The following is a 26,586-nucleotide window of genomic DNA, read 5'->3' on the forward strand; positions in this document are numbered from 1 at the left end:
TGCCCGTTCCGCTTCCGCCCCCACCCACGGCACCCATGGCCCTGCACCTGTACAACACCCTGACGCGGCAGCTGGAGCCGTTCGCCCCGCTGGACCCGGCCGCTCCGACCATGTACGTGTGCGGGCCCACCGTCTACAACTACGTGCATATCGGCAACGCCCGCGGCCCGGTGGTGTTCGGCGTGCTGGCCGGCCTGCTGCGGCGGCGCTTCGGCACGCTGCGCTACGCGCGCAACATCACCGACGTGGACGACAAGATCAACGCCGCCGCCCGCGAACAGGGGGTGCCGATCTCGGCCATCACCGACCGCTTCGCCGCCGCCTACCGGGAGGACATGGCCGCGCTGGGCGTGGCGCCGCCGGACATCGAGCCGGAGGCCACCGCCCACATCCCGCACATCGTCGCCATGATCGAGGACCTGATCGCCGGCGGCCACGCCTACGCGGCCGAAGGCCACGTGCTGTTCTCGGTCGGCAGCTTCAAGGACTACGGCCGGCTGTCGCGGCGCGATCCGGAGGAGATGCTGGCCGGCGCCCGCGTCGAGGTCGCGCCCTACAAGCGCGACGCCGGCGACTTCGTGCTGTGGAAGCCTTCCAGCGACGACCTGCCCGGCTGGGAGTCGCCATGGGGCCGCGGCCGCCCGGGCTGGCACATCGAATGCTCGGCGATGGCCGCCGCCCACCTGGGCGACACCATCGACATCCACGCCGGCGGCGTGGACCTGCAGTTCCCGCACCACGAGAACGAGATCGCGCAGAGCGAATGCGCCCACGGCGGGCGCACCTTCGCCCGCTTCTGGCTGCACAACGGCATGCTCAACTTCGGCGGCGCCAAGATGAGCAAGTCGCTGGGCAACATCGAGCGTGTGCACGACCTGGTGCGCCAGCACCCGCCCGAGGCGCTGCGCCATGCGCTGCTGTCGGCCCACTACCGGCAGCCGCTGGACTGGTCCGACGCGCTGATCGAGCAGTCGGTGCGCACCCTGGACCGGCTCTACGGCACCCTGCGCGACCTGGGCGAGGACCCGGTCGAGGCGACCATTCCGGCCGCGGTGGAAGCCGCGCTGGAGGACGACCTCAACACCCCGCTGGCGCTGGCCGAGGTGGCGCGCATCGCCGGCGAGGCGCGCAAGGCCGAAAGCGCGCACGACAAGGCGCGCCTGAAGAGCGAGCTGCTCGGCGCCGGCCTGGCGCTGGGCCTGCTGCAGCAGGCGCCGGCGGCGTGGTTCGGCCGCGGTGCGGACGCCGGCGACGACGCCCGCATCCAGGCCCTGATCGATGAGCGCATCGCCGCCAAGCAGGCGCGCGACTTCGCCCGCGCCGATGCCATCCGCGACCAGCTGGCCGCCGAGAACATCGTGCTGGAGGACACGCCGCAGGGCGTGCGCTGGAAGCGCGGCTGATGCCCCCGTCTCCCATAGGGAGTCGCATTGCCAGGATTGTCAATGCGCATGGCGAAGCTGCCCGAAGGAGAAGCATGAGTAAGGATGTGCCGAATGCTGGTGGCGCGCAGTGTCGGATGAGGGTTCGGTTGGCTCCTCCCTATCCGAACCCTCAATGACTTCGCTCGCCCCTCACCCCAACCCCTCTCCCGACGGGAGAGGGGCTCAACACAGAACCCAGATGACCGACTCCCCCTTCCCCCTCGAAGCCACCGCCGCCGAAGCGCAGGCCGCGATCGCCGACGAGTTCTCCTTCTTTGGCGACTGGTCCGAGCGCTACCAGTACCTGATCGACCTCGGCCGCAAGCTGCCGGCCTTCCCGGAGGCGTGGAAGACCGAGGAACACCGCCTGCACGGCTGCCAGTCGATGGTCTGGATCGTGCCCGAGGGCAATGCCGAGCGGCTGGCGTTCCATGCCATCAGCGACTCGGCCATCGTCTCCGGGCTGATCTACCTGGCCCTGCGCGTCTATTCGGGCCGCTCCGCCGCCGAGATCCTGGCCACCGAGCCTGACTACGTCGCCGCCATCGGCCTGGCCCGGCACCTCTCGCCGACCCGCAGCAACGGGCTGGCGGCGATGCTGTCCTTCATCCGCGACACCGCGCGGTCGCAGCAGTCGTGACCGCCGGCGCCGCCGATGCCGGCATGGGTGCGCTGCTGCGCCAGGCCGGCTTCGTGCAGCTGCTGGCCTACCGCATCACCGCGATGCTGTCCTACCAGATCGTCGCGGTCACGGTCGGCTGGCACATCTACGAGATCACCCGCAATCCGTTCTCGCTGGGCCTGATCGGCCTGGCCGAAGTACTGCCCTATTTCTGCGTGGCGCCGTTCGCCGGCTACCTGGTGGACCACCTGCCGCGCCGCCGGCTGGGCATGGCCGCCAGCCTCGGGCTGGTCGCCACCGCCGCCATCCTGTGCGCGGTGGCGCTGGGCGGATTGCCGTTCCAGGGCGTGTGGCCGATCTACCTGGCCATCGCGCTGACCGGCATGGTCCGCGCGTTCCTGTCGCCCATCTACAACGCGCTGTTCGCACGCGTGCTGGCCCGCGGACAGTACGCGCGCGGCGCCGGGTTCGGCAGCGTGGTGTTCCAGGCCGGCATGGTGCTCGGCCCGGCGCTGGGCGGCGTGCTGGTCGGCTGGGGCGGCAAGGGGCTGGCCTATGGCGTGGCCGCATCGATGGCGCTGCTGGCCGTGATCGCGCTGGCCATGCTGCGGGTGCAGGAAGCGCCGCCGCCGCAGACCCGCGCACCGATCTTCGCCAGCATCGCCGAGGGCGCGCGCTTCGTGCTGTCCACCCCGGTGATGCTCGGCGCGATGGCGCTGGACATGTTCTCGGTGCTGCTCGGCGGCGTGGTGGCGATGCTGCCGGCCTTCATCCATGAAATCCTGCACTACGGCCCGGAAGGCCTGGGCATCCTGCGCGCGGCGCCGGCGCTGGGATCAGTCTGCGTGGGCCTGTGGCTGGCGCGCCATCCCCTGCACCGCAACGCCGGCCGCGTGCTGCTGTATGCGGTGGCCGGCTTCGGCCTGTGCGTGATCGGCTTCGGCCTGTCGCGCGGCTTCTGGCTGTCGGCGGCGATCCTGCTGTTCTACGGCGCCTTCGACGGCGTGTCAGTGGTGGTGCGCTCGACCATCCTGCAGTTGGCCACGCCCGACGAGATGCGCGGCCGGGTGTCCTCCATCAACGGCATCTTCATCAGCTCGTCCAACGAGCTGGGCGCGTTCTACGCCGGCACCATGGCGCGGCTGCTGGGGCTGGTGCCGGCGGTGGTGATCGGCGGCTGCGCGGTGCTGGGCGTGGCCGGCGTCACCGCGTGGAAGAACCCGACGCTGCGGCGGTTGAACCTGCGCGACCTGCAGTAGCTCAGAACAACCCCGGCTGCGGCGCGTCGGCGACCGGCGTGCGCAGTTCCGGCAAGTCCGGCAGGCGCTCGCGCAGCAGCGCATGGAAGCGCAGCGCCTGCCCGGCAGCGAGGCGGTTGTCCGGGGTATGCAGGAACACGTACGGCGCCAGTCCCCGCTCGATCCAGCCGGCGACGCGCTCGACCCACGGCAGCAGCCAGCCCTGGTTCGCCTCCAGGTCCGGCCCGCCGATGAAACGGACCTGGGGGCTGCTGCTGAAGGCCGTCGCCCGTACCGGCAACCGCGGCTTCTTCGACTGCGCGTGCCGCACGGCCGGATCGTCGGCGGCGCAGGCGAACAGCGCACGCGAATCCAGGCAGATGCGCTCCACGCCGCGCGCATGCAGCAGCCGGTTGAGCGCGCGTTCTTCCGTGCCGCGCGCGAAGAACGCCGGGTGGCGCACTTCCACGGCCACCTCGCGCGCGGCGACGTGTTCCAGCCACGCTTCCAGCTCGTCCAACCGTTCCGGACCGAAGCCGGCCGGCAGTTGCAGCCACAGCGGCGCGACACGGGCGCCCAGCGGCGCCAGCAGCGCAAGGAAATCCTGCGTGGCCTGCAGGCGCTCGCGCAGGTCGCCCTCGTGGCTGATGTCGCGCGGCAGCTTGGCGCAGAAGCGGAAGTCCTCCGGCATCGCCTCCGCCCAGCGCTGTACCGTCGCGACCGCGGGCCGGGCATGGAAGGTGGTGTTGCCCTCCACCGCGTTGAAGGCGCGCACGTAGTGGCCCAGGCTCTCGCCCTGCCGCAGATCGGCCGGGTAGAAACCGCCGCGCCATGCCGGCTCGTTCCACGAGGGGCAACCGAGGCGATAGGGCAGGCGTTGGGGCATGTTCACGGCGGCGGGCATCGAGGGATGCCAAGTCTAGGCCGCCCGACTCGCAGCGGCTGCGACATTTCCTGCACCTCACGCCCGAGCCGGGCCGGGTCCGGCGAATGCAGGCCAGCTCCGGCATGCGGCGCTGCAAGCCGCCGCCATGGGCGGCAGGCTACCGGCCCATGGAGTCGCGCCGGATCAACTCCAGCCCCTCGTGGTAGGACGTCACCGCAAATTCCGGGAAGCGGCGCTTGAACTTCGTGGAATCGAAGAGGTTGTCGTGCGCGTAGCGCGGCAGCAGTTCCCGCAGCTCGCGCAGCTGCCGGGAGAAGAGGCCGGCGGCGATCAGCGTCCACTTGCCAACGACGGTGCAGGACGGCGCCTGGCCGAAGACCTCGCAGGCCATGCCGGCGAACTGCCTGTAAGTCGGCCGGTCGTCGCAGCAGGGCAGGTGCCAGGTCTGTCCCCAGGCATCGGGCGCATTGCCGAGCGCGGCCAGCGCACGGCTCGCATCGGGCGTCCAGATCAGGGTGCGCAGCCTGTCCTCGCGCACCGGCACGCGCGGCGTCTTTCCGGCCTTGAGCCTGTCGATGACCAGCGCGTTGGTGAAGCTCTGCGTCCTGCCGGGACCATAGAACTCAGGCGCCCGGCCGATCAGCACGGGCATGTCCGCGCACGCCATCTCCTCGAGCACCATCGACGCCATCGTCGCGCGCACCCTGCCCTTGCGTCCGACCGGCGCGAACGCCGTCGCCTCGGTCTGCGGCCGATCGTCCTGCGGGTACATGTAGGTGTTGTCGAAATAGGCGAAACCGGCGCCCGCCGCCCGGCTCGCATCCAGGGCATTCCTCAGCATCGCCGGAAACTGCCGTTCCCACAGCGACGTGTCCGGCGGCAGGCCCGCCGTGAAGTAGACGACGCTGCTGCCCTTGACCGCGGCGGCGGTCTGCGCCGCGTCGAGGAGATCGGCGGCCACCGTCGTGTCGTCGTCGTTCACCTTGCGCGGATGGCGGCTCACCAGCCGCAGTTCGTCGGTGAAGCCGCGCCGCAGCTCGCGCGCCAGTTCCACGGCGATCTGGCCGTTCGCGCCCAATATCGTCTGCATTGATCCTCCGATGAGCGGGGTTGGAATAGCGGCACGAGGCTAACCTTGAAGTAAAGTTCAAGGTCAAATCCCTGCCCTGGAGCACCGCCGGCATGAAGATCGGGGAACTTGCCGAGCGCACCGGCCTGGCACCTTCGCGCATCCGCTTCTATGAGCGCATCGGCCTGCTGAAGGCGGTCGAACGCCAGGCCAACGGCTACCGCCGCTATCCCGAGGGGGCGGTGCTGGCGTTGCAGTTGATCGCGACCGCGCAGCGGGCGGGCTTCAGCCTGGACGAACTGCGCACGCTGCTGCCAGGCGACCCGGCGCGATGGGAGCACGGCACCGTGCTCGACGCGCTGCGCCGCAAGGTGGCCGACATCGAGGCGCTGCAGGCGCAACTGGCGCAGAGCAGGACGCAGCTGGTCGAACTGATCGGCCAGATCGAGGCGAAACCGCAGGACATGAGCTGTGAGGCCAACGCGCGGCGGGTGCTGTCGGGCATGCGCCTGGCGGAAACCGGCGGCGCGCCCGCCCCCACGGCCGCCCGCCGATCCGGAACCGGCCGCGGGCCGGCCCGCCGCTAGCCTCCCTCAGCCAAGCAGCGCCGCTACCCGTCCGGCGGTCGCCCTGGCCGACTGCGGGTTCTGGCCGGTCACCAGGCGGCCGTCGACCACCACCTTGGGAACGAACGGCAGCCACGCCTTCTGGTAAAGCGCGCCGCGCCCCTTCATTTCCTCCTCGGCGTTGTACGGCACCTTGCGGGCGACGCCGGCCAGCACCTCCTCCCGCCAGGAAAAGCCGGTAAGCCGGCGCCCGGCCACCAGCAGGGAGCCGTCGGACAGCCGCGTGTTCAGCAGGCCGCAATAGCCATGGCACACCGCCGAAACGACGCCGCCCCGTTCATGGATGTCGCGCGTGATGCGCTGCAGTTCCTGCGCGTCCGGGAAGTCCCACATGACCGCGTGCCCGCCGGTGAAGTAGATCGCGTCGAAATCCGCCGCATCGATCCCGTCCGGCGGGGCCGTCGCCGACAGCAGCGCCATGCGCGTCGCGTCGGCCAGCCAAGCCTTCGCGGTGGCATCCAGGTTCGGCCATTTCAGCGACCGCGGCTCCAGTGGCGAGACGCCGCCGGCCGGGCTCACCAACTGCTGCTCATAGCCCCGCGCGGCGAACACCTGCCAGGCATGGGTCAGCTCCGACAGCCACAGGCCGGTCGGATGGATGCCGTCGCCATAGCGGGCGACGTTGCTGACTACGTGCAGGATGCGTCGGGGCATGCGCGGACCCTCCTTGAAAGCGAACCCTAACCTTGAAGCGGCATTGAAGGTCAAGCGGCCGCCGGCGGAAGCCGCGGCGACGCGGCCCCGGAAAATCCGCCTGGATCGGCTGCATCGCGGCGCTTCGGGCGCAGCGTCGGGTGTGCGAAACGGCACGCCGGATCGTCCGCATGAAACCGCCAAGAACGCACGCGGAATGAAACATCTTTCCCGAATGCGCCCCGACCTCTCCCTGTCGTCCTTGCGCGCGCGGGAAAGGGCGCGGGCCGCACAAAGAAAAACCCCGCGCAGGGCGCGGGGCTGATGTGGGCAGCGAGGCGGCCGGGACTCAGTCGCCCTGCTGACACGACATAGGATCGGTGACGTCCCCCCCTACTTCCCTTCCCCAGCCATATGCAAAAACCGCCAAGAAACGCAGGTTTCTGCATATAACTTGGAAAAGATCAGCACCGAATGCAGGCTACTGACAGATTACGTAAATAGGCCGCCGAACAGATCGAAACCCCGTTCCAGTTCGTCTGGCTATAAGGGGTACTTCCTCTAGAAGCCCCCATATTTCCCCGCGTCACCCACTCCATTGCTGTCAGCAGAACGATCATTGGTCATGCGGGAATCTGCGTACTGCGGCCAGCAGCGAAATATGCTGTCCCTGTGTTGACTGCCATTCGGCGCCAAATGAGGTCCAAAGCCTGCTGGGCTACGGATAAAAGTCCGATTGGGATCGCGGGACTGGCTCACTCGTAAGTGATGCATTTTTGAGGCAACTACCGGCCAGAAGCGGACATTGCGGGCGATTAATCTCCTCCGTCCCCCATATCTACTCGAGGCGCGAGGTGCAGCCAGCGAGCCCGATGGCGGCACGCTGGGACGCCTCTGACATCACCCCTTGGAACAGGGATATTTCGGGTCTGGATTGGCCAACGGGTTTAGGGCACGATCTTGACTACGGAGGACGGCCATGGTCATGAAGTTCAACGGAAAGCCGTTCAAGGCCGGCGATTTCCAGAAGGCGTTGCATAAGGCAACCGCAAAGCTCGTGGGCGACCATCTGCGCGAACGGGTGTCTTCCGTTCGCGATCCGGAAACGGGAGGGTTTGCGACCGTCATCGTCGATGGCGAAGGTCTGGACGACATGAGCCTGCGTATCGAAGGGACACCCGCCGTCCTAGATCAAGTACGCCAAGACCTTGGTGTGGAGACCGACGTGGAAGATCGAGAGCTCGAGCAGGCTAGCGCAGAGGTTCCGCCGAAGGTCTTCCTGAGCTTCGGCTGGGAGGATCGCGACCTAGCGGGACGAATTGCCGACGCCTTGCAAAGGCATGGCATATCGACGTGGTGGTCGGAATGGGAGATCAAGGCGGGAGAGAGCCTGCGCCGCAAGATCGATCAGGGCATCGGCGGTTGCACACATTTCATCGCCCTGCTCACACCTACGTCGATCAATCGGCCCTGGGTACAGGAGGAGATGGACGCCGGCTTCGTCCAGAAGGTCGGCCGGGGAGCGACGTTCATCGGCTTGCGCCATGGGCTGGAGGCGTCCCGGCTGCCGCCGCTGCTGGCTGGTTCGCTTTCGCCCGAGATCGACCAGGACCTGACCCAGATCCAGCAGTTGATCAACGACATCCACGGCGTCTCCCGCAAGCCCGAACTGGGGCCAGCCCCTTCCCTGAACTCGCTGCCGAAGACCCGGTACACGGCGGCGGCGATGGCGATCGCCGAACACTTCGTCAACCAAAGCCGCAACGGGGAGTTCGGCGACGTCACCAGCGACGAGGAACGCATCGCGGAGCGCACCTCGTTGTCCCGCGAAGACGTCATCGACGCACTCCACGAGCTCAGGCGCTGGCTCAAGATCGGCTATGGCTCGGTGTTGGTCCGCGAAACGTTCTATGCCGAGTTCGACCGCTATTGGAAGCCCTGGATCCCCGCCGATGACGCACTCAGGCTCGCCGCGGACCTCGTCAACGATGCCGACTTCCCCAGCGCCCCGGAGCAGATCGCCCAACGGTATGGCTGGGAGCCGCGGCGCCTGAACCCTGCCATGGCCTATCTGGAAGAACGCGACACGGTGAAGTTGTCGAAAGCCCTTGCGACCAACCCTTACATCGGCTTCGAGATTCGGCGCACCGACGCGACCAGGCGGTTCGTCCGCAGCCGCGCCTGAGGCGCGCGGACGTGCACGCCGTCAGGGGTTCTTCTCCCTGGAGCTTCGCGGCGACCTCGTGAACCCGACAGAAGAGCGCGATCGATAGCGACGGCTCGCCGCCGGGCGACCCGCCAGCGACGCCGTCAGGGAGGCCCGGCCGCAAGCGGCATCCGGCTGCCGTCCACACCGGCGACGTACCAGCGACCACTGTGGCGCACCACCGCGCCCATCACCGCCGCGCCGGTGGCCTCGTCCCGCTTCGGATACACCTGCACCGCGATCACCCTGCCGCCGTATAGCACGGTCCGCCCGCGCACGGCCAGCCCTTTCAGCGAGAGGCCGTCGGTGTCGTTGAGCACCGATAGCGCGCGCCATTCCGACGGCGCGAATCTGGTCCGCGCAGCGTCGCGGTCGAATTCTGCCGTCAGAATACGAATCTGCTGCTCCAGTCTCTTCGACAACCGCCGATCGTCCATCCGTCAATCCGATTCCTGGGCGCCATCGCGAAATGCCAAGCGCCGCATCCAGGTGCACTTCACCTACAGAAGGCATAACGCAATCAGGAATAGGAACGGGTTGGACGGAGATTTCCGCTACTGGACGTAGAGTTGTGCCATGTATGGAAGGAGGGGAACGCCCATGGCCAGCCGGATACGCGGAGAGGCTGGTATAGCTGGTCAAGTAGCAGCTAGGGCATGGGATCGAACATCCGGAATAGACGTTCATCGTCACCACGCCAGTGATTCTTGCAGGCGCATCCAGTTCTACAACGCCGCCTCTCGATCGGCACATCAAGTTTCACATCCTGCATCGCGAGCCTGAGTGCACCGATGCCCATGCTGTAGATGTCGACATCGTCTTCCGTCTGAAGATCTGGATCATCCACGACAATCTTCTTCAAATGACGACCGAACGGAATCGAACCGCCGCAATGCCTTAGCACGATCATCTGATCGAACTGGCCCTTGACGAAGTTTCCTTCCAGGTCTTCCTTTCCTTGAAACCACCTCTCCTCATCCGGCTCGCCGACCCACTTTGTTGGATTCAGCTTGGTGACCCAAATGCGGCCCGTCTTGTTTCGGTCGATGAGCGCCAAATCAAAAACGAACAGGACGGGGCCATAAGCATTGGCTCGGCTCGCCCTGGCGTGGATATCCACCGAGTCCAGGAATACGTCGAACCAGATGCTGTATCGCCGATCCGCGTCATCAGAGCTTTGCGGGGTCTGAGTCAAGCCAGAGCGCTCCACTGTACCGCGCGACATCAATGCCCTGCTTCTCAAAAATTGGCATGCGGTGGCGACGCTGTTTGCGTGGTGCAGCTCAGTAACCCCCTTGTCCGACAGCGCTTCGAAAACGTGTTTGGATGGCATGTCCATTGGAGACCTAACGCATGAAAGGCCAAGCCGCTAGGCGGCTTGGCTTGGATGAAATCGTCAGAGTCCGTGCCCAGGCACGCAGGTAACGGCCCCCACCGCTATTCCTCCCAAGCATACCCCGGCCGCTACCAGATCAGTGGGAAGGTACACGTGGCACCTGTGCCCGCTTCGAATGCCGGCTGACATTCTCTGCCGGGTGCCTGATCGTCCTGTCCGGCCAAGGTCCGTGCATCTACGCGGAATGGCCGCCGCTGTTACTCTGCCGCCAGATCACCACATTGATCAGGATGGCGGATTGGCGGCGGGTCAGGCTCAAACTCACGCCGGCACACTTTCACCATTTCAGGTGAAATCCAATGGTGAGAACATGAACAGTCCTGCCCCGAAACGGTCTCAGCCAGTGCGACGTGCCGCCTGTAGCCTCGTCTGGGCAAGCCACAGGAGCCGATGATGCTGACGTTCAACCTTTCAGAAATGATCCAGCGCAGGCTGCCGGCCGTCGTCCTCAAGCAACTGTTCCTGTACAAGACGACGTCGGAGTACGCGATCGCGGTCATGGTTGCGGCTGATCCCGCCGGGCAACTGATCTGCAAGCTCACCGGTGAGACGGCCTTTCAGTTCGAGAGCTTTGATGCTCGCCAGGGTCAGCGAGTCCCGGTCTTGCCGCTCCCAATCTCGACAGCCGACCTGCGGCTGCGCGTGGATCCGGCTTCGCATGTCGCTGACCCTCACGAAATCTCTCCCGGGCGCCTGATCGTCCTGTCCGGCCAAGGTCCGTGCATCTTTGCGGAATGGCACAAACCGGCGCATGACGTGCCGAACCTGCTGAATCTTTCCACTTGGGAACCTGATTACATCGACAAGCCGACTTTCGGATTCGACCGCTGGTCCTTGAGCTGCGTCGACGAAACCGGCTGCTGGAGCGATTTGGTCAGCCGTAACCCAGCACAGCAGTGACTCCTGTTCCTCCCGCATTTCTTCGCACTCAAATGAAACCATTGTCGCCGGAGCAATCCGACGCCATCGCCGAGGTGGTTGCGCGATGGCTGGCCAATTCCATTGGCACGCCGCTGCAATCAGTGCGGTTCGCCGATGCAAAACATGCCCAATGCCATGCGAATGCAGCGGCCTATGCTGCCAGCCACGGCGGCCAGGCGGAGAATGGATTCCTGATCGAACATCCAGACAGTTCTTCCTTGGCCATCGTCCGGGCGCATGCCGTCGTCCGAGAAGCAAGTGGTCGCTTGGTCGACCCGACCGTCGATGAAGAACGGCTCCGCCGGCTTGCCTTTTTCGAGTATGCGAGTGATGTCGGCGTGTTCGATGCGATCAGGCGAGACCACCCAGAGATCTGGTTCAGCCTTCCTGCCCCAGCGGGTCATTCACTGTTGGCACCGGATTCTGATTCTGTCGCCGGCGACCGGCAGGCAACATCAAGTAGCGCCGCAACTGCTCAATAACGACTTGGATATCAGTGGCAACGATCGCCCGATGTTCTCGAACGGTATTCGATCAGGATGCCGGACAACAAGCCGACGCATGCCGCATCCGGCGCCAGCTTTGCGGGATCGAAATTGCCTAGATCTATCAGGATTCTGCCGCTGGCCCCTTCAGGGTCGGGCGCATCCTTTTCCCTCCCGGCAAAGGTCTTGACCCGATCCTCAAAGCGGATCGCAAAATGATGAGTGCCAGTCACGCCCAAGGCTTCGTAAAGACCAGAACTGGGGCGATGGAAACCAACGAATGTCCATGCCTCGGTAAAAGCCTTGCTAATTCCATAGTTGAACAGTTGCATCATGACCGGGTATCCGAGGGCCATGTAGCCCCGGTTCTCCTTGTTGGCGCGATTCTGGGACACCATGTCTTCCGTGATGAAGAAATCGGCTCGCAGAGCCTCACATTGTTCAGGCGACAACTCCGCGAAGGCAAAATCGAACGGATCGTCATTCCTTAGCCCATTCGGCTTGCTGGTCACCGAAAAAATCCCCTCCAAGGGAATCGGCCTGTCACCGCTACCAACAAACAGCGTCGTCCTCGCAGATTGATCCACAACGTGCGCAGCCGTCACCAGGAATGGCACGCCGTCCAGCCGCATAAGAAAGCAGCTCCCAAGTGCGACCGGCAAGTTGGCATCGTCCAATGCGAAGCACGGTCTTACTGCTCCGAAGAACCTTTGCCCCATCTGCTTGGAACACTTGTCCAGGCGCTCTAACCCGATCTCGGATATCGTCTTGATGATTCGATTCGACATGGATGATTCGAACCTTTCGTCGGTTGCTGTTCGAGGACAGGATGATGCCTATTTCGTCTCGTTCTTGGGCTCGACCCGCACGTGCCTGACGGGCGTGGTGTCGTAGGTGTAGCGCACACCCAGGACCTGGTGAATCTTGATCTGGTCGCGATCCAGCCGAAGGGCGGGACCGAGCGTCTCGTTTCCCCAGGCGATGGCTGACGGTAGGCGTACCTTCGGATTGACGGCTCTCGTGGTTAGTTCCGGATCGAAGATCAGTCTGTCTTCGTCGTAATCCCACATCTGGAAGTGCGTTTCCTGATCCAGGAACGGACTGCCCTCTCCGTAGGGCGAGGCCACGTCGGAAGATTTATTGAACAGCACCACGTTCCTAGCATCCGTTCGCAACCTGGTTTTCGCGTCCACCTGGGCGGAGGGGAACAAGATGCCGTCCAAATCCAACTCCCCGTGGGTCGCCAGGAAGTCAGCCACGGCCTGGGTGATGAGATAACTCTCGTCCTCGCGTTCAGGGATGACGGGACGAATGAGCTTCCTAACCAGCTTCTTCAGGAAGTCGCGCCGGTTTCTGCGGTTGTAGGTGGCAGGGTCGAACAGGCTACCGTCGCCATCGATCAGGATCAGCTTCTCGATGTCCAGGAGTCTGAGCGGCCGAGCGACCTCGAACACCCCGACCACGACATGGCTGCCAACCGGCGGCCGCACCTCGGCGATCGCGATCTCCGGATCGACCGCGCCGTAAAATACGGGAACCCCCTTGGCATTCATTCTGCCGGCCCGACCGACGCCGGGAGGTGGCGGCCCAAGTTCACGCTCTGGGGACTTCAACGCCTTTTCCATCGGCTTGAGTGATGGAAACACCCGTGCCCTGTACAGCGTGCCGAGCGCCCGGCCCGGCGCGATCTCCACGATCACGCCCTCCCTGCCCTCGATACGGTCGTCCAGGATCGGGCCAAACACCTGTTCCAGCAGAGTGAGAACCTTGGGATTGTTGTACCGCACCTCGTATTTGAGGCTTTGCTCCATGTCCTGCCATGCTTGGCTAAGCGGCTCGTCGAACTTCTCGTTCTCGACGAAATGAGGGTCCGCACCGTACTGGTGCGCCATCGTGTCCCGATCGAACCACATGTCTCCCAGTAGCTCCACGACATTCTCTGCCACTTCGCCGGTCAATCCGGCAACCCGTTCTAGGACGTCGAGAACGGATTCCCCTTCCGGATCTTCATCCCATTGCGAACCCCAGCCTTCATCGTCGTAGCCGGTGGTGGACACGAAAAACCGTTCGAACATCGTGTCGAAGTGCTCGGCCAACTCCCAGGCGGATATGGTCGGCGCCGTTCGATCGCAGTAGTCGCATGGCCGATCCATCGTGGTGCTGGCCTCGATAATCGCCTTCAATTTCGGCTCCGAGACATGGTCGGAACAGATGCGTTGGTCCATGCTTAAGCGGCCTTTTCTTGATCACTTCGTAGACGGATGCAGCTTCTCGCCGAGGCCGTTCACGGCGCATCGGAGCACGCTGATCGATGTACTGTATCGGTCAACGCTCGTCACCGGCCTCGGGATCCGGCTCGCCCTCTTCATGGTCGGCAAGGTCGTCGTAATCCATTCTCCGCATCCTAGTCGATGCTTCCGCACGCCGTTCCTCCGCAGCAATCATCAAGTCGAGACTGGCCCTTTCCTTCTCGGCGAACATTCTGATTTCCTGACGCGGATCGTCCAGCCACTCCGAAAGGGTTTCCTTCTTGGCTCGCCAGGCATTCGCGAATCCCAGCTCTCCGTGGACAACTCCCGTGTTCTCCAGGCACGACCGGACACCGCCATGTCTCCGGTCGTCCTCGGGGAAGCGGGACACAATCTCCTTCAAGACGACATGGGTGAAGGTCTCGCCGTGGTAGTTCCTGAGAACGGCGAGGGCAAAATCGGCTTGGGTCTCTCCGCCCTCCTTTACCAAGCCGGCGAGCGCGGCCATTAACGCATCCGCATCGCGCGGGAAGACGGCGCAGAGTAGGCGCCCGCCGCGAAACTGAAACAACGTGGCATCGCGCACAAACCACGCCATTCCTTTCGCGACGGCAAGCTCTGCGTCCTTGGACAATGCTTTCTGCAGGTCGTGCAGGCGGTAGGGCACCGCCTCGAACTCGCCCCCGTTCTCGTCGATCGCCTGCTCCGCACGTGCAAGCCGATCACCGAAATAGTCCCACACGGCCTCCGGATACCGCTCGGCCAGACGACGCAGGACACGTTCCACGTGGTGATCCACCTTGGGAAGGAACGCCAAGTTCTTCAGGATCTGCCCGACCCGCTCCGGCGACGCCTCCTGATAGAACCTTACAGCGCGGCCTGCGGCGAACCAAACGCCCCATACCCAGCGCGGATCCTTGCGTTGGGTCAGATACGCCAGTGCGTCGTGGACGATGGTGTCGGCATCGTCCAGCTTCTCCGTTCCGTACGCTTCCATCGCGAACGCCAGGCATTTTGTCACGGCCACTGTATCGTCGGTTTCCATCGCGCGATCCAACAGGCGTCGCGCAACATGTGGCTGTCTGGCCTCGGAGTAGCGCAGGTGGTGGACGACACCAGGCAGGTTCCTCGCCGAATCCAGCTCGCTGGCCAGCGCCCGCTCGTAGATGTACTGCCGATCGCTTGCCACCAAGCCATTCAGGAACGCGGCCAGGAATCCGTGCAGATCGTCGCCCGCCCTGTCCAGGAACCCCTCGGCGACCTCTGACTTGCGTTGGGACAGCTTGGCGATGAAATCCCCGAAAACCGGGAACGTAGCGAGATCATTCGACTTCGTCTGCGCGCAGCGCGTCGCCAACTCGAACCAATCGTTCTCGTTTTCCGCGTCGACCGCGTTGACGTAGCGATCCACCTCTTGTTGTCGATACGCGTCCGATTCTTTGTAGTCGAAGTCCCGGTCGATCCAATGGGCCGGGAAGACGGATTCATACCCGACCAACACCTTGTATCGGACGAACGACTCGTCGGCATTGATCGCATCGCGGAACCGGAAAATCGCCCTGACGAGTGCCGCCGCGTCCGCCTGGTGGGCGGGCTTGCCGCCCTCGCCGTCGGCAAGCCCGCTGACCCGGTAGTAGTCGTAGAGGTATTGATGCTCCAGATGCTGCAGCAGTTCGTAGCTAGTCTGCGGGGCGCGCTCGGTCATGAACTCGAGGATGCGGGCAGCATCCCTAAGCGTAGCCGTCAGCAGTTCGTCCGGGCACGCGACCTGACTTGGGGCACGGGTGCCATCATCGAGTGCGGAAAGCACCCTGCGCCGCTGTGAGTCGTCGACCGACCGGTCGTAGGCGGCGAACAGCGCCACGATCGCCTTGTCCCGCACTTCCATCAGTTGATCCGACGCCGGCACGGCTCCAGAACGAAGGATCACGGAATCCGTTTTCCACGTCTGTCCGGTAATGTCCAGTTGCAGGGCTTCCGACCAGACCGCAAGTGCGATGGGACGAATGCGGTCCACCTCCGCAGCATCCATGCCGTTCAATTGCTCCAACAGCGCCATCTGCAACATTGGGCCGATCTGCTGGTAGGCGTCGATGTTGTACGCCGCCAGGTGCTTGACGGCGCTCACGACCTGCTCCCTGGCCTGCTCGTTCGGCTCGTCGCGGTAGATATCGATCAGCAGTTGCAGCGTGCCGACCGCATCCGCGTAGCGCAGCCCCTCGACGATCTCCACCACCAGCTTCGTTACCGCCTCGGCTTTGAACCCCTTCATGCCTCCGAACGCCGTTTCGATTGCCACCTGCTCGGCCTCGCGCGCCGCCTGAACCACCCTCAGGAAGGGCGCTTTGAGTCGGTCGTATGCGGCGGGAAGATCGTCGTAGTACGGGATCGCATGGTTCTGCAGGCTGGACAGGATTTCGTAGCGCTCGTTGTTGTTCTGCGCATTGTCCAGCAGGGTGACCACGTCATTGTCGAACAACAGCTTTCCGCGCAGCAGGCGCTCGTACTCCTGTTGTGCCTTCTGTATCTCGTATCCGGCCGGAATCAAGTACTCGTCCATGATCCGCTCGAAGCGGCGCGTGATGCCTTCCATCGCCCGCTTGCCGTAGCCGTCGCCTAGCTTCTGCTTGTAGACGATGTCATGTGAGGTTTCCGACCAAGCATGATTCAGGATCGTCTGCACCTGTATTTCGCAACGCAGCCCAGCGAACCGGGCATACTCGGGCAAGCGAATCCTGTCTTCGCGTAGTCGCACCGTGTAGTGGATACCCCGATAGCGCGCGCCTTCGTTTTCCGGGATCGGATGGTGGATCTTCGTCGAGCCTTCGTCGATCTCGAAGTTCTCGCGGATCAACGGCGAGCCAAGGAACTTTTCGACGTCGTTATTGGTGTAGAAGATGACCCGAACGCCCGCCAGATCCCGCCTGTCCTGCTCAAGCGTTTGCGACTCCAGCTTCCCCTCCTCGCTCAGTCGGTTACGCACGCTTTCGACCGACTTGGCGCGATACTGGATTGACTGCGGATGGGGGAGCCCTTCGGCGGAGAGCAGCGCCTTCTTCAGCACGAACTGCACCGTCTCGGCGAAAGACTCGTAGAGCGCAAAGTACCTACCTGCGTACTCGTCGATGTTCATACAGTTTCGATCCAAGCCGCGATGCCACGGCGAACAATACCTGGCCCCGGCGCGATGGCTTGGTCTGGATCGGGATCCCACCGTGGCTGGTCCCAGTCGAATGCCAGCGGTTCGTCCTGCTTGAGGTCATGTCCGATCACGCTCAGCATCAATGCAATCCCCTCCACAATCACCCCCAAGTGTAGAGCTGGACCGACGCGTTCAGGGAAATCCGAAAGGTGTCAGGGACAGTTTTCCGAGAGTCGCCCACTCGCTGCCGATGTCCGTTTTGGGTCGCTAGCAGCCGCCTGCTTGTGGATTGCTTGCTACACGCTATCCACTCCTACCAACGCCCTCCCCAACCACTCCATAATCTTCGATCCAACGATCCATCTGGGTAGAAACAGCACCACTTGTCAGGAAGTGGTGCTGTTTCTACCCAGCTCAGCATGGTTCTCTCCTGCCGCCTGCCGGCCCTGTCTATCCTCTACCAGCGGACCCCTCTGAGCAGTATCGCTCGCACATTGGCAGGCAACTAGTCACGGAAGGCCCGCTCAACCGCCTCGACAATATCGGACCACGCCCCGGATTCTCGCAAAACCGGCATTTCCTTGGCCAGCACGTTGCTCAGTTCACCCCGATTCTGCTCGATCGAACGCAACACCCGGTCGGCCTGTTGATCCGGCATCTCGACGATCTCTTTCAGTGCTGCACGTGCCCGCGCATGACGGCGCAGGTAGCGCGATTCCTCGCGCATCTGCTCGGTCAGCGTGCGCGCCAGGATGTTGGACAAGAACGCCACATGCGGGCCGAGGTCCGGGTAACGCCATAGCGGCCTGGCCTGCTCGGCGCCACCGAAAGTGAAGTTCGATACCACGCCATCCGGGTAGGTGGTCTGCACAGGCTCGAACGTCACGTACTCCCGTATTCCTTGCATCAAGGGTTTGGACATTTGATCCAGTACGCGCTCGTAACCGCGCCGCTCGCCGACATCGTCGGTGATGACCGCAGATACCGGCAGGATCACCGGCTCAGGGATTACCCCATCACGTCGCAATACGTCGTTGATCAGGAACCGATGCACGCGTCCATTGCCATCGGCCAAGGGATGGATGTAGACAAAGCCGAACGAAGCCACTGCACTACGCATCACCGGCGATTGTCCCTGCGTTCTTTCAAGAAAGACACGCAATCCCTCCAACATCGCAGGAACATCCTCGGCAACCGGGGCCACGTAATGCACCACCTCTTGGTAGCGCACCACCTCACCCACGAATACCGGCGATTGCCGTATCCCGAAACGCACAAGCGTGGTCCGCTCACCAAGGATCTCGCGTTGCAATTCGGTCAGCGCCGTATCGGTCAGCGGCCATTCGCCCTGGCCGGTACGTCGTGCCATCACGTCCGCAAAACGCTGGACACGGGTTGCCTGATCAGCCTCCCCTTCAATGGCAAAACTGGCCCGGCTTTCCCGCAGCGTCATCCACGCCGCGGCCCGCATCAGCAGATCTTCGCCAAACTCGTCGGTCAACTCACCGAACAGGGCCGTTACGTCCAATTCGGCCGCCCGTACGACGGCCTCGTTCTTCACCACCATCGGGCAGAAGTCCCGTGTGCCCGGCAAGTTGTCGTTCACCCGCCAACGCTGCACTTTGGTCGCGCGATCAAGCGAAGCTGCCACCATCTTCGCGGCGTCGATCGCATCGACGTAGTTGCCCCCCAACCGCTCCGGCACCTGCAACAGGTCGCCGGTCAGCCACTCGTACAGGAAAGCTGCCCGACGGGCGTACTGCCCCGTCGGTTCGGCCGCAATCCACGCCTGGACGAAATCAGGGCCAGTCTGCGCAAACAGGCGGGATAGGAATTCCAGATGCGGGACTTCATGGCGTAAGTGGAATTGCAGATGCGCAGCCGGCGTAGCCGCAGGCCGCATGATCTCCAGATACGTTTCCAGCCGGAAACCCTCATTGATCTCCGACGCGCGTCGCCCGCCCACTTGGCTGAGGACGGGCAATCGCCCCATCGGCTCCACCCCGTAGGATCGGGCCAGCCATGCAGCCCCTATGGGGTCAGCGGGGAGATCACTCATCGGCGCGCTCCTGATAGGAAGGAAGGCAATTCAGCCCGCACAAAAACGTCGAAACTTGGGAGAAATGCCATCACAGGCGCTTAGAGATACACAAAAATGATTAAAAATTCAACAAATTAGCCAAAAACGATTAAATCAGCGTTACCTAGAGTCCGGAGAAGAGCTTTGCCAATCAGTTGCCCGGCAGTTCATCCCCGGCCCCGGATGACATGGCCCCCTCCTTCAAGCGAAGCAGCATCGCTGCCGTCCGTTTCTCACTGGCCAGCAGATCCGACCAAGCGTCCATCATCTTGCAGCGCTCCTCCAGGTACGAGGCCCGGTTGTAGGCTCGACGACTCTTGTTCGCCTCCTCATGGGCCAGTTGCCGCTCGATGGCATCGGCATGGAATCCCCGCTCATTGAGTTCCGTCGAAGCCAGCGCACGAAACCCGTGGATTGTCGCTTCCCCCTGGAAACCCGCGTAGGCCATGGCCTTGCGCAAACCGGACTTCGTCATCGCCTGCCCACCGCCACTGCGATGCGGGAAAAGCAGCTCACCGTTTCCGGTGAACCGGCGCAACTGGGCCAACAGCTCGCGGACCTGAGGCGAGAGCGGCACCACGTGTTCCCGTCGCTTTTTCATGCGTTCGGCAGGTATCCGCCAATACTTCCGCCCATCCGCTTTCGGATCCCATGCTTCTGGATCGAACTCACTCCATCGCGCCAGGCGCACCTCCTGACTGCGTACGAAGGTATGCACGAGCATCTCCAACGCGATCCGGGTCTCGGGATTGCCGGGATAACGATCCAATGTCGCCAGGAAGGCGCCCACCTCCCCAAACGCCATCGCGGCATGTTGACCACGCTGCGGCGGGATCAGGACATTCCGCAAATCCCGTGCCGGATTCGACATGAGACGACCGGTGGCAACCGCGTAATTCAGTACGCTGCGTATCCGTTGCAGCAGGCGTCCGGCGGAATCGAAAGCACCTCGCCGCTCCACCTGACGTACCGTGAAAAGGATGTCTGCCGGCGTCAGCTCGGCAACCGACGTACAGCCCAACCGAGGAAAGACACCGTTCTCCATCTGGGAGATGACACCGAGCCGGTGTCCTTCCGACCAGCGATAGCCCTTGACCCTGACCCACTCCAGGCAGACGGTTTCAAAATTGTTGGAGGCTCGTGCAACGGCTTCGCGTCGTTCCGCACGTCGCGCCATCACCGGATCCCGACCTTGGCGCAGCAAGGTCCGCGCTTCATCACGACGTTGACGCGCCTCCGCCAGAGACACTTCGGGATAGACACCGAACGCAATCAGCTTCTCGCGCCCGCCGTAGTAGTACTTCATCCGCCAGTAGCGGTTGCCGCTAGCCAGGACCTGAAGGAACAGACCAGCACCGTCGAAGTGCTTGCCGCACCTGGCGTTGCGAATCTGGTTTGCGTTCAGCTTGTCGATTGCCACTTCACCACACCTCGGACGTCCTCAACGACGTTCGATCTTAGTGGCGGGAAGGCAAAATCAACCCCGAAAAGCACCCTCCGAAGCGAGGGATTTTCTGATTAGGCCTGGGACTTGGTGAGACTACAACTCGTTGATTCCATGGGGATTCACATCCTTGTGAACCCATATGGTTTCGTATGAAACTTTAATCACCCTGTTGCTTCTGCAGGTGCTCCCAGCGCTCCTGCGCGTCGATGGTGCGCTCGGCGGTGAGGCGCGCCTCCAGGCGCTCCAGGCCGATCTCCTCGCCGGTGTCCACGCAGTAGCCGTAGTCGCCGGATTCCAGGCGCTTGAGCGTGCTGTCGATCTTGCCGATCAGCTTGCGGTAGCGGTCGCGGGTACGCAGTTCCAGCGAGTTCTCGGTCTCGCGGGTCGCACGTTCGGCTTCGTCGCCGATGTCGCGCACTTCCTCGCGCAGGTTCTCGATGGTCTGCTTGGATTCCTCTACCAGGTCGGCGCGCCAGTCCTGCAGGCGCTGGCGGAAGTACTCCTGCTGCAGCGGGCTCATGTACTCCTCGTCCGACGTCGGCTTGTAGCCGGCGGGCAGGATCGGGCGGCCGGTCGCCTCGTCGGTCTTGTACTCGACCACCTTGTGCTTGCTGCGCGGGGCCGGGGCGGCCGAGCGTGCGGTTACGGCAACGGCGACCTTGCCGACCGGACGGACGGCGGCGGGTGCAGCGGACTTGACGGCGGTCTTTGCGGGGTTTTTCGAAACAGGCACGGGATTCTTGGATTGCGGGGCCTTGGCCGCCGGTGCCGGTGCCTTGGCCGCCGGCGCGGGGGCCGGGGCTGGAACCGTCTTGGCGACTACGGCCGGGACAGGCTTGGCCGGAACCGGCTTGGTGGCCGGTTTCGGTACGGACTTGACGACGGGTTTGCTGACCGGGGACTTGGAAGCCTTGGCGGCGGTTTTCTCGGCTGCCTTCTTGACCACCGGCTTGGCAGGTTTGGCGGCCTTGGCCACCTTGGCCACCGGAGCGGCCACCTTCTTTGCCGGGGCCTTGCTGGCGGCCACCTTCTTGACGGGAGCTTTCTTGACCGCGGCCTTCTTGGCGGGCGTCGCCTGCCTGGCCGGGGCCTTCTTGGCCGCCACCTTCTTCGCGGGCGCCTTCTTCGCAGCCGGCTTGGCGGCCTTGGCTACCGGTTTCTTGACCACCGGCTTGGGCGCCGCCTTCTTGACTGCAGGTTTGGCGGTTTTCTTGGCGGCCTTGACGGCCTTTTTTGCAGGTTTTTTAGCAGCCACGAAACGCTCTTCCTTGTTTCCCCCGGGGCCCGGGAAAGCGGGCCTTTATAGCCTACCCGACCAGCAGCGGCAACCGCGCCGACCGCCCCGACATGAACGGATGCCCGATCGGCTCCGGGGCGTTCCGGCGGCATCGCCGGATCGTCCCGCGCAGTTCGGAACGTGACCAGGCACGACCGGCGTACCCGGCGGGCGCAAAGGCGTTTGGAGCCCGCCTGCCGCCTGTCCGGCATCGTGCGACAAATCCTTGGGCAATGCCAGCTGGCTTATCATCGGCAGGTGATCGGCCGACTTCTCATCGCCCTGTTGCGCTTCTACAAGCGCTTCATCAGCCCCCTGCTGGGGCCGCGCTGCCGCTTCGTCCCCAGCTGCTCGGAATATTCGATGGATGCCATCCGCGTACACGGCCCGTTGCGGGGCTGCTGGCTTACGCTGCGCCGGCTGGGCCGCTGCCATCCGTTCCACCCCGGCGGCTTCGACCCCGTTCCCGGAAAGGCCGACTCCCCCTCTTGCCGCTGCACAGGAAAACACTGACATGTCCTCCACGCTCATCACCAACGCCCGCATGGTCAACGAAGGCCGCACCTTCGACGGCGACCTGCGCATCGAGGACGGCCGCATCGCGCAGATCGGCAGTGGCCTGGCCCCGCGCGCCGGCGAGGAGATGGTCGATGCCGCCGGCCGCTGGCTGCTGCCCGGCATGATCGACGACCAGGTGCATTTCCGCGAACCGGGCCTGACCCACAAGGGCGACATCGCCAGCGAATCGGCCGCGGCGGTGGCCGGTGGCCTGACCAGCTTCATGGACATGCCCAACACCAACCCGCCGACCCTGGACTCGACCATCCTGGAAGCCAAGTACGAACTGGCCAAGGGCCGCGCCTGGGCCAACTACGGCTTCTACCACGGCGCCAGCAACGACAACCTGGACGCGATCCGCGTGCTCGACCCGAAGAAGGCGCCGGGCGTGAAGGTGTTCATGGGCGCCTCCACCGGCAACATGCTGGTCGACAACCCGGAAACCCTGGACGCGATCTTCCGCGAATGCCCGACCCCGATCATCACGCACTGCGAAGACACGCCGATGATCGACGCCAACATGAAGGCGTTCCAGGAGAAGTACGGCGATGCGCTGACCGCGGACATGCACCCGGACATCCGCTCGCGCGAGGCCTGCATCAAGTCGACCCGGCTGGCGATGTCGCTGGCGCGCAAGCACGGCACCCGCCTGCACGTGCTGCACATCTCCACTGCCGACGAGCTGGCGCTGTTCGAGAAGGGGCCGCTGATCCGCGCCGACGGCAGCCGCAAGCAGATCACCGCCGAGACCTGCGTGCACTTCCTGCACTTCGCCCGGCCGGACTATGCGACCAAGGGCAACCTGATCAAGTGCAACCCGGCGATCAAGGAAGTGTCCGACCGCGAGGCGATCACCGCCGCGCTGGCCGACGACGTGCTCGACGTGCTGGCCACCGACCACGCCCCGCACACCTGGGAAGAGAAGCAGAAGCCCTACGCGCAGGCGCCGTCCGGCCTGCCGCTGGTGCAGTACGCGCTGGTCGCCGCGCTGGAACGCGTGCACGAAGGCAAGCTGACCCGCGAGCAGGTGGTGCAGAAGTTCGCGCACGCCCCGGCGCAGCTGTTCGACGTGGAGGAGCGCGGCTTCCTGCGCGAGGGCTATTTCGCCGACCTGGTGCTGGTCGAGGACGTGCCGTTCACGGTCAGGCGCGAGGACGTGCTGTCCAAGTGTGGCTGGTCGCCGTTCGAAGGCACCACCTTCCGCTCGCGCGTGGCCGCCACCTGGGTCAACGGCCAGCTGGTGTGGGACGGCAGCAAGCTGGTGGGCAGCCCGGCCGGCCAGCGCATGACCTACGACCGCTGATGCGTCCGGCGTTCGTATTGGCGGCGCTGCTGCTCGCCGCGCCCCTGTACCCCATTCCGTCGGCACTGGCGCAGGACGGCATCGACGAACTGGTCGACAACCGCGTGGTGTTCCCGGCCAGCGCCTCGCAGGGCGCGATGGTGATCGGCAAGGTGCCGGCCGGCAGCCGCGTGCGCTACGCCGACCGCGACCTGCGGGTCAGCGGCTACGGCAGCGTGGTGTTCGGCATCGGCCGCGACGAGAAGGGCCCGCTGCAGGTGCAGGTGCGCCGTCCGGATGGCAGCAGCGAGACCGCGGTGATCGCGGTGACCGCGCGCGACTGGCCCGTGGAACGCGTCAATGGCGTGCCGCCCAAGACGGTGAACCCGCCGCCGGCCATCGCCGCGCGCATCGCCCGCGAGCAGGCGCAGGTCACCGAATCGCGCAGGCGCGACGACAACCGCACCGACTTCGCCCAGACCTTCCTCTGGCCGGTGCAGGGCCGCATCAGCGGCCGTTTCGGCAACGCCCGCGTCTACAACGGCCAGCCCGGCGCCGGCCATTCGGGCATAGACATCGCCGTCCCGACCGGCACGCCGGTCAAGGCGCCGGCCGCCGGCGTCGTCAGCTTCGCCAGCCCGGACCTCTACCTGACCGGCGGCACCCTGGTGCTCGACCACGGTTTCGGCATCAGTTCCAACTTCCTGCACCTGTCGCGCATCGACGTGAAGGTCGGCGACCGCATCGAACAGGGGCAGGTGATCGCCGCAGTCGGCGCCACCGGACGCGCGACCGGACCGCACCTGCACTGGGGAATGAACTGGTTCGACACCCGCATCGATCCGCTTCTGGTGCTTGAGCGCGGGAAGTAGGAACCCGTTGTCCGCCCTACGGACGCGCGGCGGCGCTTCCTTCAGCCGCTGCACCCCCTTACCGTCTGGCGCGGTGCTGGAGCGCGGGAAGTAACAGTCCGTTGTTCGCTCCACGGATACGCGGTGTCGCGTCTTGTCATAGCCTCCCGCATGGCGCGCTGCTGGGTACGGGAAATGACAACACGCAGATGCAAGGCGGCGCGTTGCCTGCCTGCGTCCAGCGCGGTTTGATGCCTTGCCCTCGCGATGCTTCCGCAGGAGCGCATCTTGGTGCGTGACGGCGCTTCACCAGTAAACCTTCATCGCGCTCCTACGGCGGCCATCGTGGCCGCACGTCTTCACCAGCACCGGCGGTTCGCACGCGCTGAACACCGCGACGGGCCTCTGCAACAACCAACCCGGCTCTTGTAGGAGCGGGTTCACCCGCGAAAGCTCCTGCGCCTGTGCCCCAAAAGCGATCGCGGGTGAACCCGCTCCTACGCGATCGCTCTACGTCGGAATCAGCCGCGCGCCGCCCACCAGCTCCGCCACAGCAATCCCGCCGGGCTCGGCTGGTAGTCGCCGCCCCGCAGGCGGGCCTGCAGGCGGCCGCGGGCCAGCACGGCGTAGAGCCGGCGTGGCCGCGGCCCCGCCACCCGCGCGGGCCAGCGCGCCAGCAGGCTCTGCTGCCATTGCCGTTCGCCGCCGGCGCCGCCGGGCACCGCGGCGGCGCCCAGGTCCTGTACCCGCTGCGCCAGCATCTGGGTCAGCACCGCCTCGCCGGCCTTGGGCTGCAGCGGCGCGTCGAACAGCGCCGCTTCCACCGCCGCCACCGCGTCGGCGAAGCGTTGCAGGGAACGGCGCGCCTGCGCCGGATCCGCGGCGGTGTCGCGGGCCTCGGCCAGGTCCGGCAGCGCTTCGGCCAGCCGCGCCCAGGGCGCCGGCATCGGCTCCAGCACCCGCCCCAGCGGATGCCGCGAACGCTGCCCTGCCCAGCTGCGCAGTTCCTCGCCCCACCAGCCGAGCTTGGCATTGGCCGGCAACGGATCGCCGGCGGTATTGAGCATGTCGTCGAATTCCTGCAGCAGGGCGAACCACGCCAACGTGCGGCGATGCAGCTCCGGCGCGACGAAACGGTCGACCAGCGGCCACTCGGGCCAGCGCTCGCGCCATTTGTCCAGGAAGCCGTCCAGCGAATCAGATCCAGTCATGCGCACATTGTAAGAACCCGCCCGCGCCCCGTCTGCCGCCCCGCCAGTCGGGACAGTGCTTACCGCGCGTCAGCCGCCGGCCAAGCTCCGCGCCGAACCCACGCCGCGCGGCGCCGGGACCGTTCCGGCGCTGGTCCCGCGCACGAAGGCCGCGGCCAGGCGCAACGCGTCAGCGCCGCCGCGGTCGCCGCGCAGCGCCTGGACCAGCCGGGCCGGCGTGGTGCCGGTCCAGCTGAGCAGATCGTGGGTGGCGTGCGCCTGGTCGCTGTAGCCATGGCGCGCGGCCGCATCGGCGATGTCCGCGTCCTCGGCGTCCAGCGTGCGCAGCAGCGCCTGCAGGCGGCGCACGCGCGCGTACTCCTTCGGGGTCATGCCCACCGCGGCGAGGAAGCGCGATTGCAGGGTGCGCAGCGCGACGCCCAGTTGCCGCGCCAGCCCGGCGATGCGCAGGTCGCCATCCACCGCGTCGAGCATGAGCACGGCACGCTCGACGAGCGCATCGGGCGCGAAGCCGGCGCAATGCTCCCGCAGCAGCGCCCACAGCGGTTCCGGCGACTGCGTGGCGGCATATGCGCGCGCCGCGTCGCCGAAGCCGACCGCGAACGGCGCATCCAGCGTGTGCAGGTCCGGCGCGTGGTCGCGCAGCCCGGGCAGCCGCCGGCCGGCGACCAGCGCGCTGCTGGCCGGCTGCAGGCGCACGCCGATGCAGAACACCGCGCCGGCGGCCTGCAGGCGGACCGGACCCAGCTGCTGGGCGGCGAAGCAGAACGGCTGGTCGGCGCGGACCTGGCCGTCCGCGCCGTGGAAGCGCAGCGGTACGCCCAGTTCGGCCAGCAGTTCGCAGCAGCCGTCCGGGTAGATGACCTGCATTTCGTCGCCGGGCGTGTCGTCGCGCAGCACCCAGAGGCAGCGCACGTGGCGCTGCAGGTCGGGCGGCGGCGGAAGCTCCAGGTAATCCATGCGCCATCGAACCGCGCGTTGCGC

Annotated in this window: 24 protein-coding genes; 10 read left to right on the top strand and 14 right to left on the bottom strand. The window is 65.0% G+C overall.

The features are described 5' to 3' along the window. Positions 1–35: 35 nt before the first annotated feature. The 3 genes from cysS to CQ393_RS10090 all read left to right on the top strand — a co-directional run bounded on the left by cysS (position 36) and on the right by CQ393_RS10090 (position 3,305). The gene (cysS, locus tag CQ393_RS10080) at positions 36–1,403 is read left to right on the top strand and encodes a cysteine--tRNA ligase (RefSeq protein ID WP_153191433.1); all 1,368 of its coding nucleotides are present in this window, start codon (positions 36–38) and stop codon (positions 1,401–1,403) included. Between the two features lie 220 nt (positions 1,404–1,623). Then, on the top strand, positions 1,624–2,064 hold the full coding sequence (locus CQ393_RS10085) for a SufE family protein (RefSeq protein ID WP_153191434.1): 441 nt from the start codon (positions 1,624–1,626) through the stop codon (positions 2,062–2,064). A gap of 23 nt (positions 2,065–2,087) precedes the next feature. Further along, complete coding sequence (locus CQ393_RS10090; protein ID WP_153191509.1) at positions 2,088–3,305, top strand: MFS transporter; 1,218 nt, start codon at positions 2,088–2,090, stop codon at positions 3,303–3,305. Between the two features lies 1 nt (position 3,306). On the opposite strand, the gene CQ393_RS10095 is transcribed toward CQ393_RS10090, so the two are convergent. Both CQ393_RS10095 and CQ393_RS10100 read right to left on the bottom strand, forming a co-directional pair. Continuing rightward, a complete protein-coding gene (locus CQ393_RS10095) occupies positions 3,307–4,170 on the bottom strand; it encodes a DUF72 domain-containing protein (protein WP_153191510.1) in 864 nt (287 codons plus the stop codon). A 157-nt stretch (positions 4,171–4,327) separates the two neighbouring features. Next, positions 4,328–5,260 (bottom strand): NAD-dependent epimerase/dehydratase family protein, encoded by a 933-nt coding sequence (locus CQ393_RS10100; protein WP_153191435.1) that lies wholly within the window; start codon positions 5,258–5,260, stop codon positions 4,328–4,330. Positions 5,261–5,352: 92 nt separating this feature from the next. Between CQ393_RS10100 and CQ393_RS10105 the strand changes: the two genes are divergently transcribed. Further along, entirely contained in the window at positions 5,353–5,826 is a 474-nt protein-coding gene (locus tag CQ393_RS10105) for a MerR family transcriptional regulator (protein WP_153191436.1), read from the top strand. 6 nt (positions 5,827–5,832) lie between these two features. Here the strand turns inward: CQ393_RS10105 and CQ393_RS10110 are convergent, their stop codons facing one another. Continuing rightward, positions 5,833–6,519 carry a type 1 glutamine amidotransferase domain-containing protein gene (locus tag CQ393_RS10110; protein WP_153191437.1) on the bottom strand — a complete coding sequence of 229 codons (687 nt, stop codon included), beginning with the start codon at positions 6,517–6,519 and terminating at the stop codon, positions 5,833–5,835. Between the two features lie 958 nt (positions 6,520–7,477). Between CQ393_RS10110 and CQ393_RS10115 the strand changes: the two genes are divergently transcribed. Next, the gene (locus CQ393_RS10115) at positions 7,478–8,683 is read left to right on the top strand and encodes a toll/interleukin-1 receptor domain-containing protein (RefSeq protein ID WP_153191438.1); all 1,206 of its coding nucleotides are present in this window, start codon (positions 7,478–7,480) and stop codon (positions 8,681–8,683) included. Between the two features lie 125 nt (positions 8,684–8,808). On the opposite strand, the gene CQ393_RS10120 is transcribed toward CQ393_RS10115, so the two are convergent. Next, positions 8,809–9,141 carry a hypothetical protein gene (locus CQ393_RS10120; RefSeq protein ID WP_153191439.1) on the bottom strand — a complete coding sequence of 111 codons (333 nt, stop codon included), beginning with the start codon at positions 9,139–9,141 and terminating at the stop codon, positions 8,809–8,811. Positions 9,142–9,353: 212 nt separating this feature from the next. Continuing rightward, a complete protein-coding gene (locus CQ393_RS10125; protein WP_153191440.1) occupies positions 9,354–10,037 on the bottom strand; it encodes a hypothetical protein in 684 nt (227 codons plus the stop codon). A 456-nt stretch (positions 10,038–10,493) separates the two neighbouring features. Between CQ393_RS10125 and CQ393_RS10130 the strand changes: the two genes are divergently transcribed. Both CQ393_RS10130 and CQ393_RS10135 read left to right on the top strand, forming a co-directional pair. Then, positions 10,494–11,000, top strand: coding sequence for a hypothetical protein (locus CQ393_RS10130; protein WP_153191441.1), 507 nt, complete (start codon positions 10,494–10,496; stop codon positions 10,998–11,000). Between the two features lie 32 nt (positions 11,001–11,032). Continuing rightward, positions 11,033–11,503 carry a hypothetical protein gene (locus CQ393_RS10135; RefSeq protein WP_153191442.1) on the top strand — a complete coding sequence of 157 codons (471 nt, stop codon included), beginning with the start codon at positions 11,033–11,035 and terminating at the stop codon, positions 11,501–11,503. Positions 11,504–11,514: 11 nt separating this feature from the next. Here the strand turns inward: CQ393_RS10135 and CQ393_RS10140 are convergent, their stop codons facing one another. The 7 genes from CQ393_RS10140 to dksA form a co-directional block, all read right to left on the bottom strand. Continuing rightward, complete coding sequence (locus CQ393_RS10140; protein ID WP_153191443.1) at positions 11,515–12,294, bottom strand: hypothetical protein; 780 nt, start codon at positions 12,292–12,294, stop codon at positions 11,515–11,517. 48 nt (positions 12,295–12,342) lie between these two features. After that, positions 12,343–13,731, bottom strand: a complete 1,389-nt coding sequence (locus tag CQ393_RS10145; RefSeq protein WP_153191444.1) for an RES domain-containing protein — start codon at positions 13,729–13,731, stop codon at positions 12,343–12,345. Positions 13,732–13,831: 100 nt separating this feature from the next. Next, the gene (locus CQ393_RS10150) at positions 13,832–16,888 is read right to left on the bottom strand and encodes a RelA/SpoT domain-containing protein (protein ID WP_153191445.1); all 3,057 of its coding nucleotides are present in this window, start codon (positions 16,886–16,888) and stop codon (positions 13,832–13,834) included. Continuing rightward, entirely contained in the window at positions 16,885–17,037 is a 153-nt protein-coding gene (locus CQ393_RS10155) for a hypothetical protein (RefSeq protein ID WP_153191446.1), read from the bottom strand. Before CQ393_RS10155 ends, CQ393_RS10150 begins: the two co-directional genes overlap by 4 nt. A gap of 365 nt (positions 17,038–17,402) precedes the next feature. Beyond that, positions 17,403–18,956, bottom strand: a complete 1,554-nt coding sequence (locus CQ393_RS10160; protein WP_153191447.1) for a Fic family protein — start codon at positions 18,954–18,956, stop codon at positions 17,403–17,405. Between the two features lie 172 nt (positions 18,957–19,128). Further along, entirely contained in the window at positions 19,129–20,397 is a 1,269-nt protein-coding gene (locus CQ393_RS10165) for an integrase arm-type DNA-binding domain-containing protein (RefSeq protein ID WP_153191448.1), read from the bottom strand. A 184-nt stretch (positions 20,398–20,581) separates the two neighbouring features. Beyond that, the gene (gene dksA, locus CQ393_RS10170) at positions 20,582–21,679 is read right to left on the bottom strand and encodes an RNA polymerase-binding protein DksA (RefSeq protein ID WP_343199923.1); all 1,098 of its coding nucleotides are present in this window, start codon (positions 21,677–21,679) and stop codon (positions 20,582–20,584) included. A gap of 261 nt (positions 21,680–21,940) precedes the next feature. Here dksA and yidD point away from each other — a divergent pair, with 261 nt between their 5' ends. The 3 genes from yidD to CQ393_RS10185 are packed head-to-tail and all read left to right on the top strand — an operon-like array spanning position 21,941 to position 24,412. Continuing rightward, positions 21,941–22,213, top strand: a complete 273-nt coding sequence (yidD, locus tag CQ393_RS10175; protein ID WP_153191511.1) for a membrane protein insertion efficiency factor YidD — start codon at positions 21,941–21,943, stop codon at positions 22,211–22,213. A 1-nt stretch (position 22,214) separates the two neighbouring features. Next, complete coding sequence (locus tag CQ393_RS10180; protein ID WP_153191449.1) at positions 22,215–23,561, top strand: dihydroorotase; 1,347 nt, start codon at positions 22,215–22,217, stop codon at positions 23,559–23,561. Further along, positions 23,561–24,412, top strand: a complete 852-nt coding sequence (locus tag CQ393_RS10185; RefSeq protein WP_153191450.1) for a M23 family metallopeptidase — start codon at positions 23,561–23,563, stop codon at positions 24,410–24,412. The genes CQ393_RS10180 and CQ393_RS10185 overlap by 1 nt, the downstream gene beginning before the upstream one ends. Positions 24,413–24,912: 500 nt before the next feature. Here the strand turns inward: CQ393_RS10185 and CQ393_RS10190 are convergent, their stop codons facing one another. Beyond that, positions 24,913–25,602: a phytoene/squalene synthase family protein gene (locus tag CQ393_RS10190; protein ID WP_153191451.1), complete on the bottom strand. Its 690-nt coding sequence runs from the start codon at positions 25,600–25,602 to the stop codon at positions 24,913–24,915. Positions 25,603–25,671: 69 nt separating this feature from the next. After that, entirely contained in the window at positions 25,672–26,562 is an 891-nt protein-coding gene (locus tag CQ393_RS10195; protein ID WP_153191452.1) for a helix-turn-helix domain-containing protein, read from the bottom strand. Positions 26,563–26,586 lie beyond the last annotated feature (24 nt).

This window comes from Stenotrophomonas sp. MYb238, from assembly GCF_009496535.1.
Lineage (GTDB): Bacteria > Pseudomonadota > Gammaproteobacteria > Xanthomonadales > Xanthomonadaceae > Stenotrophomonas.

What these genes read in the sequence shown, in the direction of transcription:
- cysS (WP_153191433.1), top strand. Translation starts at nt 36, where the DNA reads ATGGCCCTGCACCTGTACAACACCCTGACGCGGCAGCTGGAGCCGTTC.
- CQ393_RS10085 (WP_153191434.1), top strand. Translation starts at nt 1,624, where the DNA reads ATGACCGACTCCCCCTTCCCCCTCGAAGCCACCGCCGCCGAAGCGCAG.
- CQ393_RS10090 (WP_153191509.1), top strand. Translation starts at nt 2,088, where the DNA reads ATGGGTGCGCTGCTGCGCCAGGCCGGCTTCGTGCAGCTGCTGGCCTAC.
- CQ393_RS10095 (WP_153191510.1), bottom strand. Translation starts at nt 4,170, where the DNA reads ATGCCCCAACGCCTGCCCTATCGCCTCGGTTGCCCCTCGTGGAACGAG.
- CQ393_RS10100 (WP_153191435.1), bottom strand. Translation starts at nt 5,260, where the DNA reads ATGCAGACGATATTGGGCGCGAACGGCCAGATCGCCGTGGAACTGGCG.
- CQ393_RS10105 (WP_153191436.1), top strand. Translation starts at nt 5,353, where the DNA reads ATGAAGATCGGGGAACTTGCCGAGCGCACCGGCCTGGCACCTTCGCGC.
- CQ393_RS10110 (WP_153191437.1), bottom strand. Translation starts at nt 6,519, where the DNA reads ATGCCCCGACGCATCCTGCACGTAGTCAGCAACGTCGCCCGCTATGGC.
- CQ393_RS10115 (WP_153191438.1), top strand. Translation starts at nt 7,478, where the DNA reads ATGGTCATGAAGTTCAACGGAAAGCCGTTCAAGGCCGGCGATTTCCAG.
- CQ393_RS10120 (WP_153191439.1), bottom strand. Translation starts at nt 9,141, where the DNA reads ATGGACGATCGGCGGTTGTCGAAGAGACTGGAGCAGCAGATTCGTATT.
- CQ393_RS10125 (WP_153191440.1), bottom strand. Translation starts at nt 10,037, where the DNA reads ATGCCATCCAAACACGTTTTCGAAGCGCTGTCGGACAAGGGGGTTACT.
- CQ393_RS10130 (WP_153191441.1), top strand. Translation starts at nt 10,494, where the DNA reads ATGCTGACGTTCAACCTTTCAGAAATGATCCAGCGCAGGCTGCCGGCC.
- CQ393_RS10135 (WP_153191442.1), top strand. Translation starts at nt 11,033, where the DNA reads ATGAAACCATTGTCGCCGGAGCAATCCGACGCCATCGCCGAGGTGGTT.
- CQ393_RS10140 (WP_153191443.1), bottom strand. Translation starts at nt 12,294, where the DNA reads ATGTCGAATCGAATCATCAAGACGATATCCGAGATCGGGTTAGAGCGC.
- CQ393_RS10145 (WP_153191444.1), bottom strand. Translation starts at nt 13,731, where the DNA reads ATGGACCAACGCATCTGTTCCGACCATGTCTCGGAGCCGAAATTGAAG.
- CQ393_RS10150 (WP_153191445.1), bottom strand. Translation starts at nt 16,888, where the DNA reads ATGAACATCGACGAGTACGCAGGTAGGTACTTTGCGCTCTACGAGTCT.
- CQ393_RS10155 (WP_153191446.1), bottom strand. Translation starts at nt 17,037, where the DNA reads ATGCTGAGCGTGATCGGACATGACCTCAAGCAGGACGAACCGCTGGCA.
- CQ393_RS10160 (WP_153191447.1), bottom strand. Translation starts at nt 18,956, where the DNA reads ATGAGTGATCTCCCCGCTGACCCCATAGGGGCTGCATGGCTGGCCCGA.
- CQ393_RS10180 (WP_153191449.1), top strand. Translation starts at nt 22,215, where the DNA reads ATGTCCTCCACGCTCATCACCAACGCCCGCATGGTCAACGAAGGCCGC.
- CQ393_RS10185 (WP_153191450.1), top strand. Translation starts at nt 23,561, where the DNA reads ATGCGTCCGGCGTTCGTATTGGCGGCGCTGCTGCTCGCCGCGCCCCTG.
- CQ393_RS10190 (WP_153191451.1), bottom strand. Translation starts at nt 25,602, where the DNA reads ATGACTGGATCTGATTCGCTGGACGGCTTCCTGGACAAATGGCGCGAG.
- CQ393_RS10195 (WP_153191452.1), bottom strand. Translation starts at nt 26,562, where the DNA reads ATGGATTACCTGGAGCTTCCGCCGCCGCCCGACCTGCAGCGCCACGTG.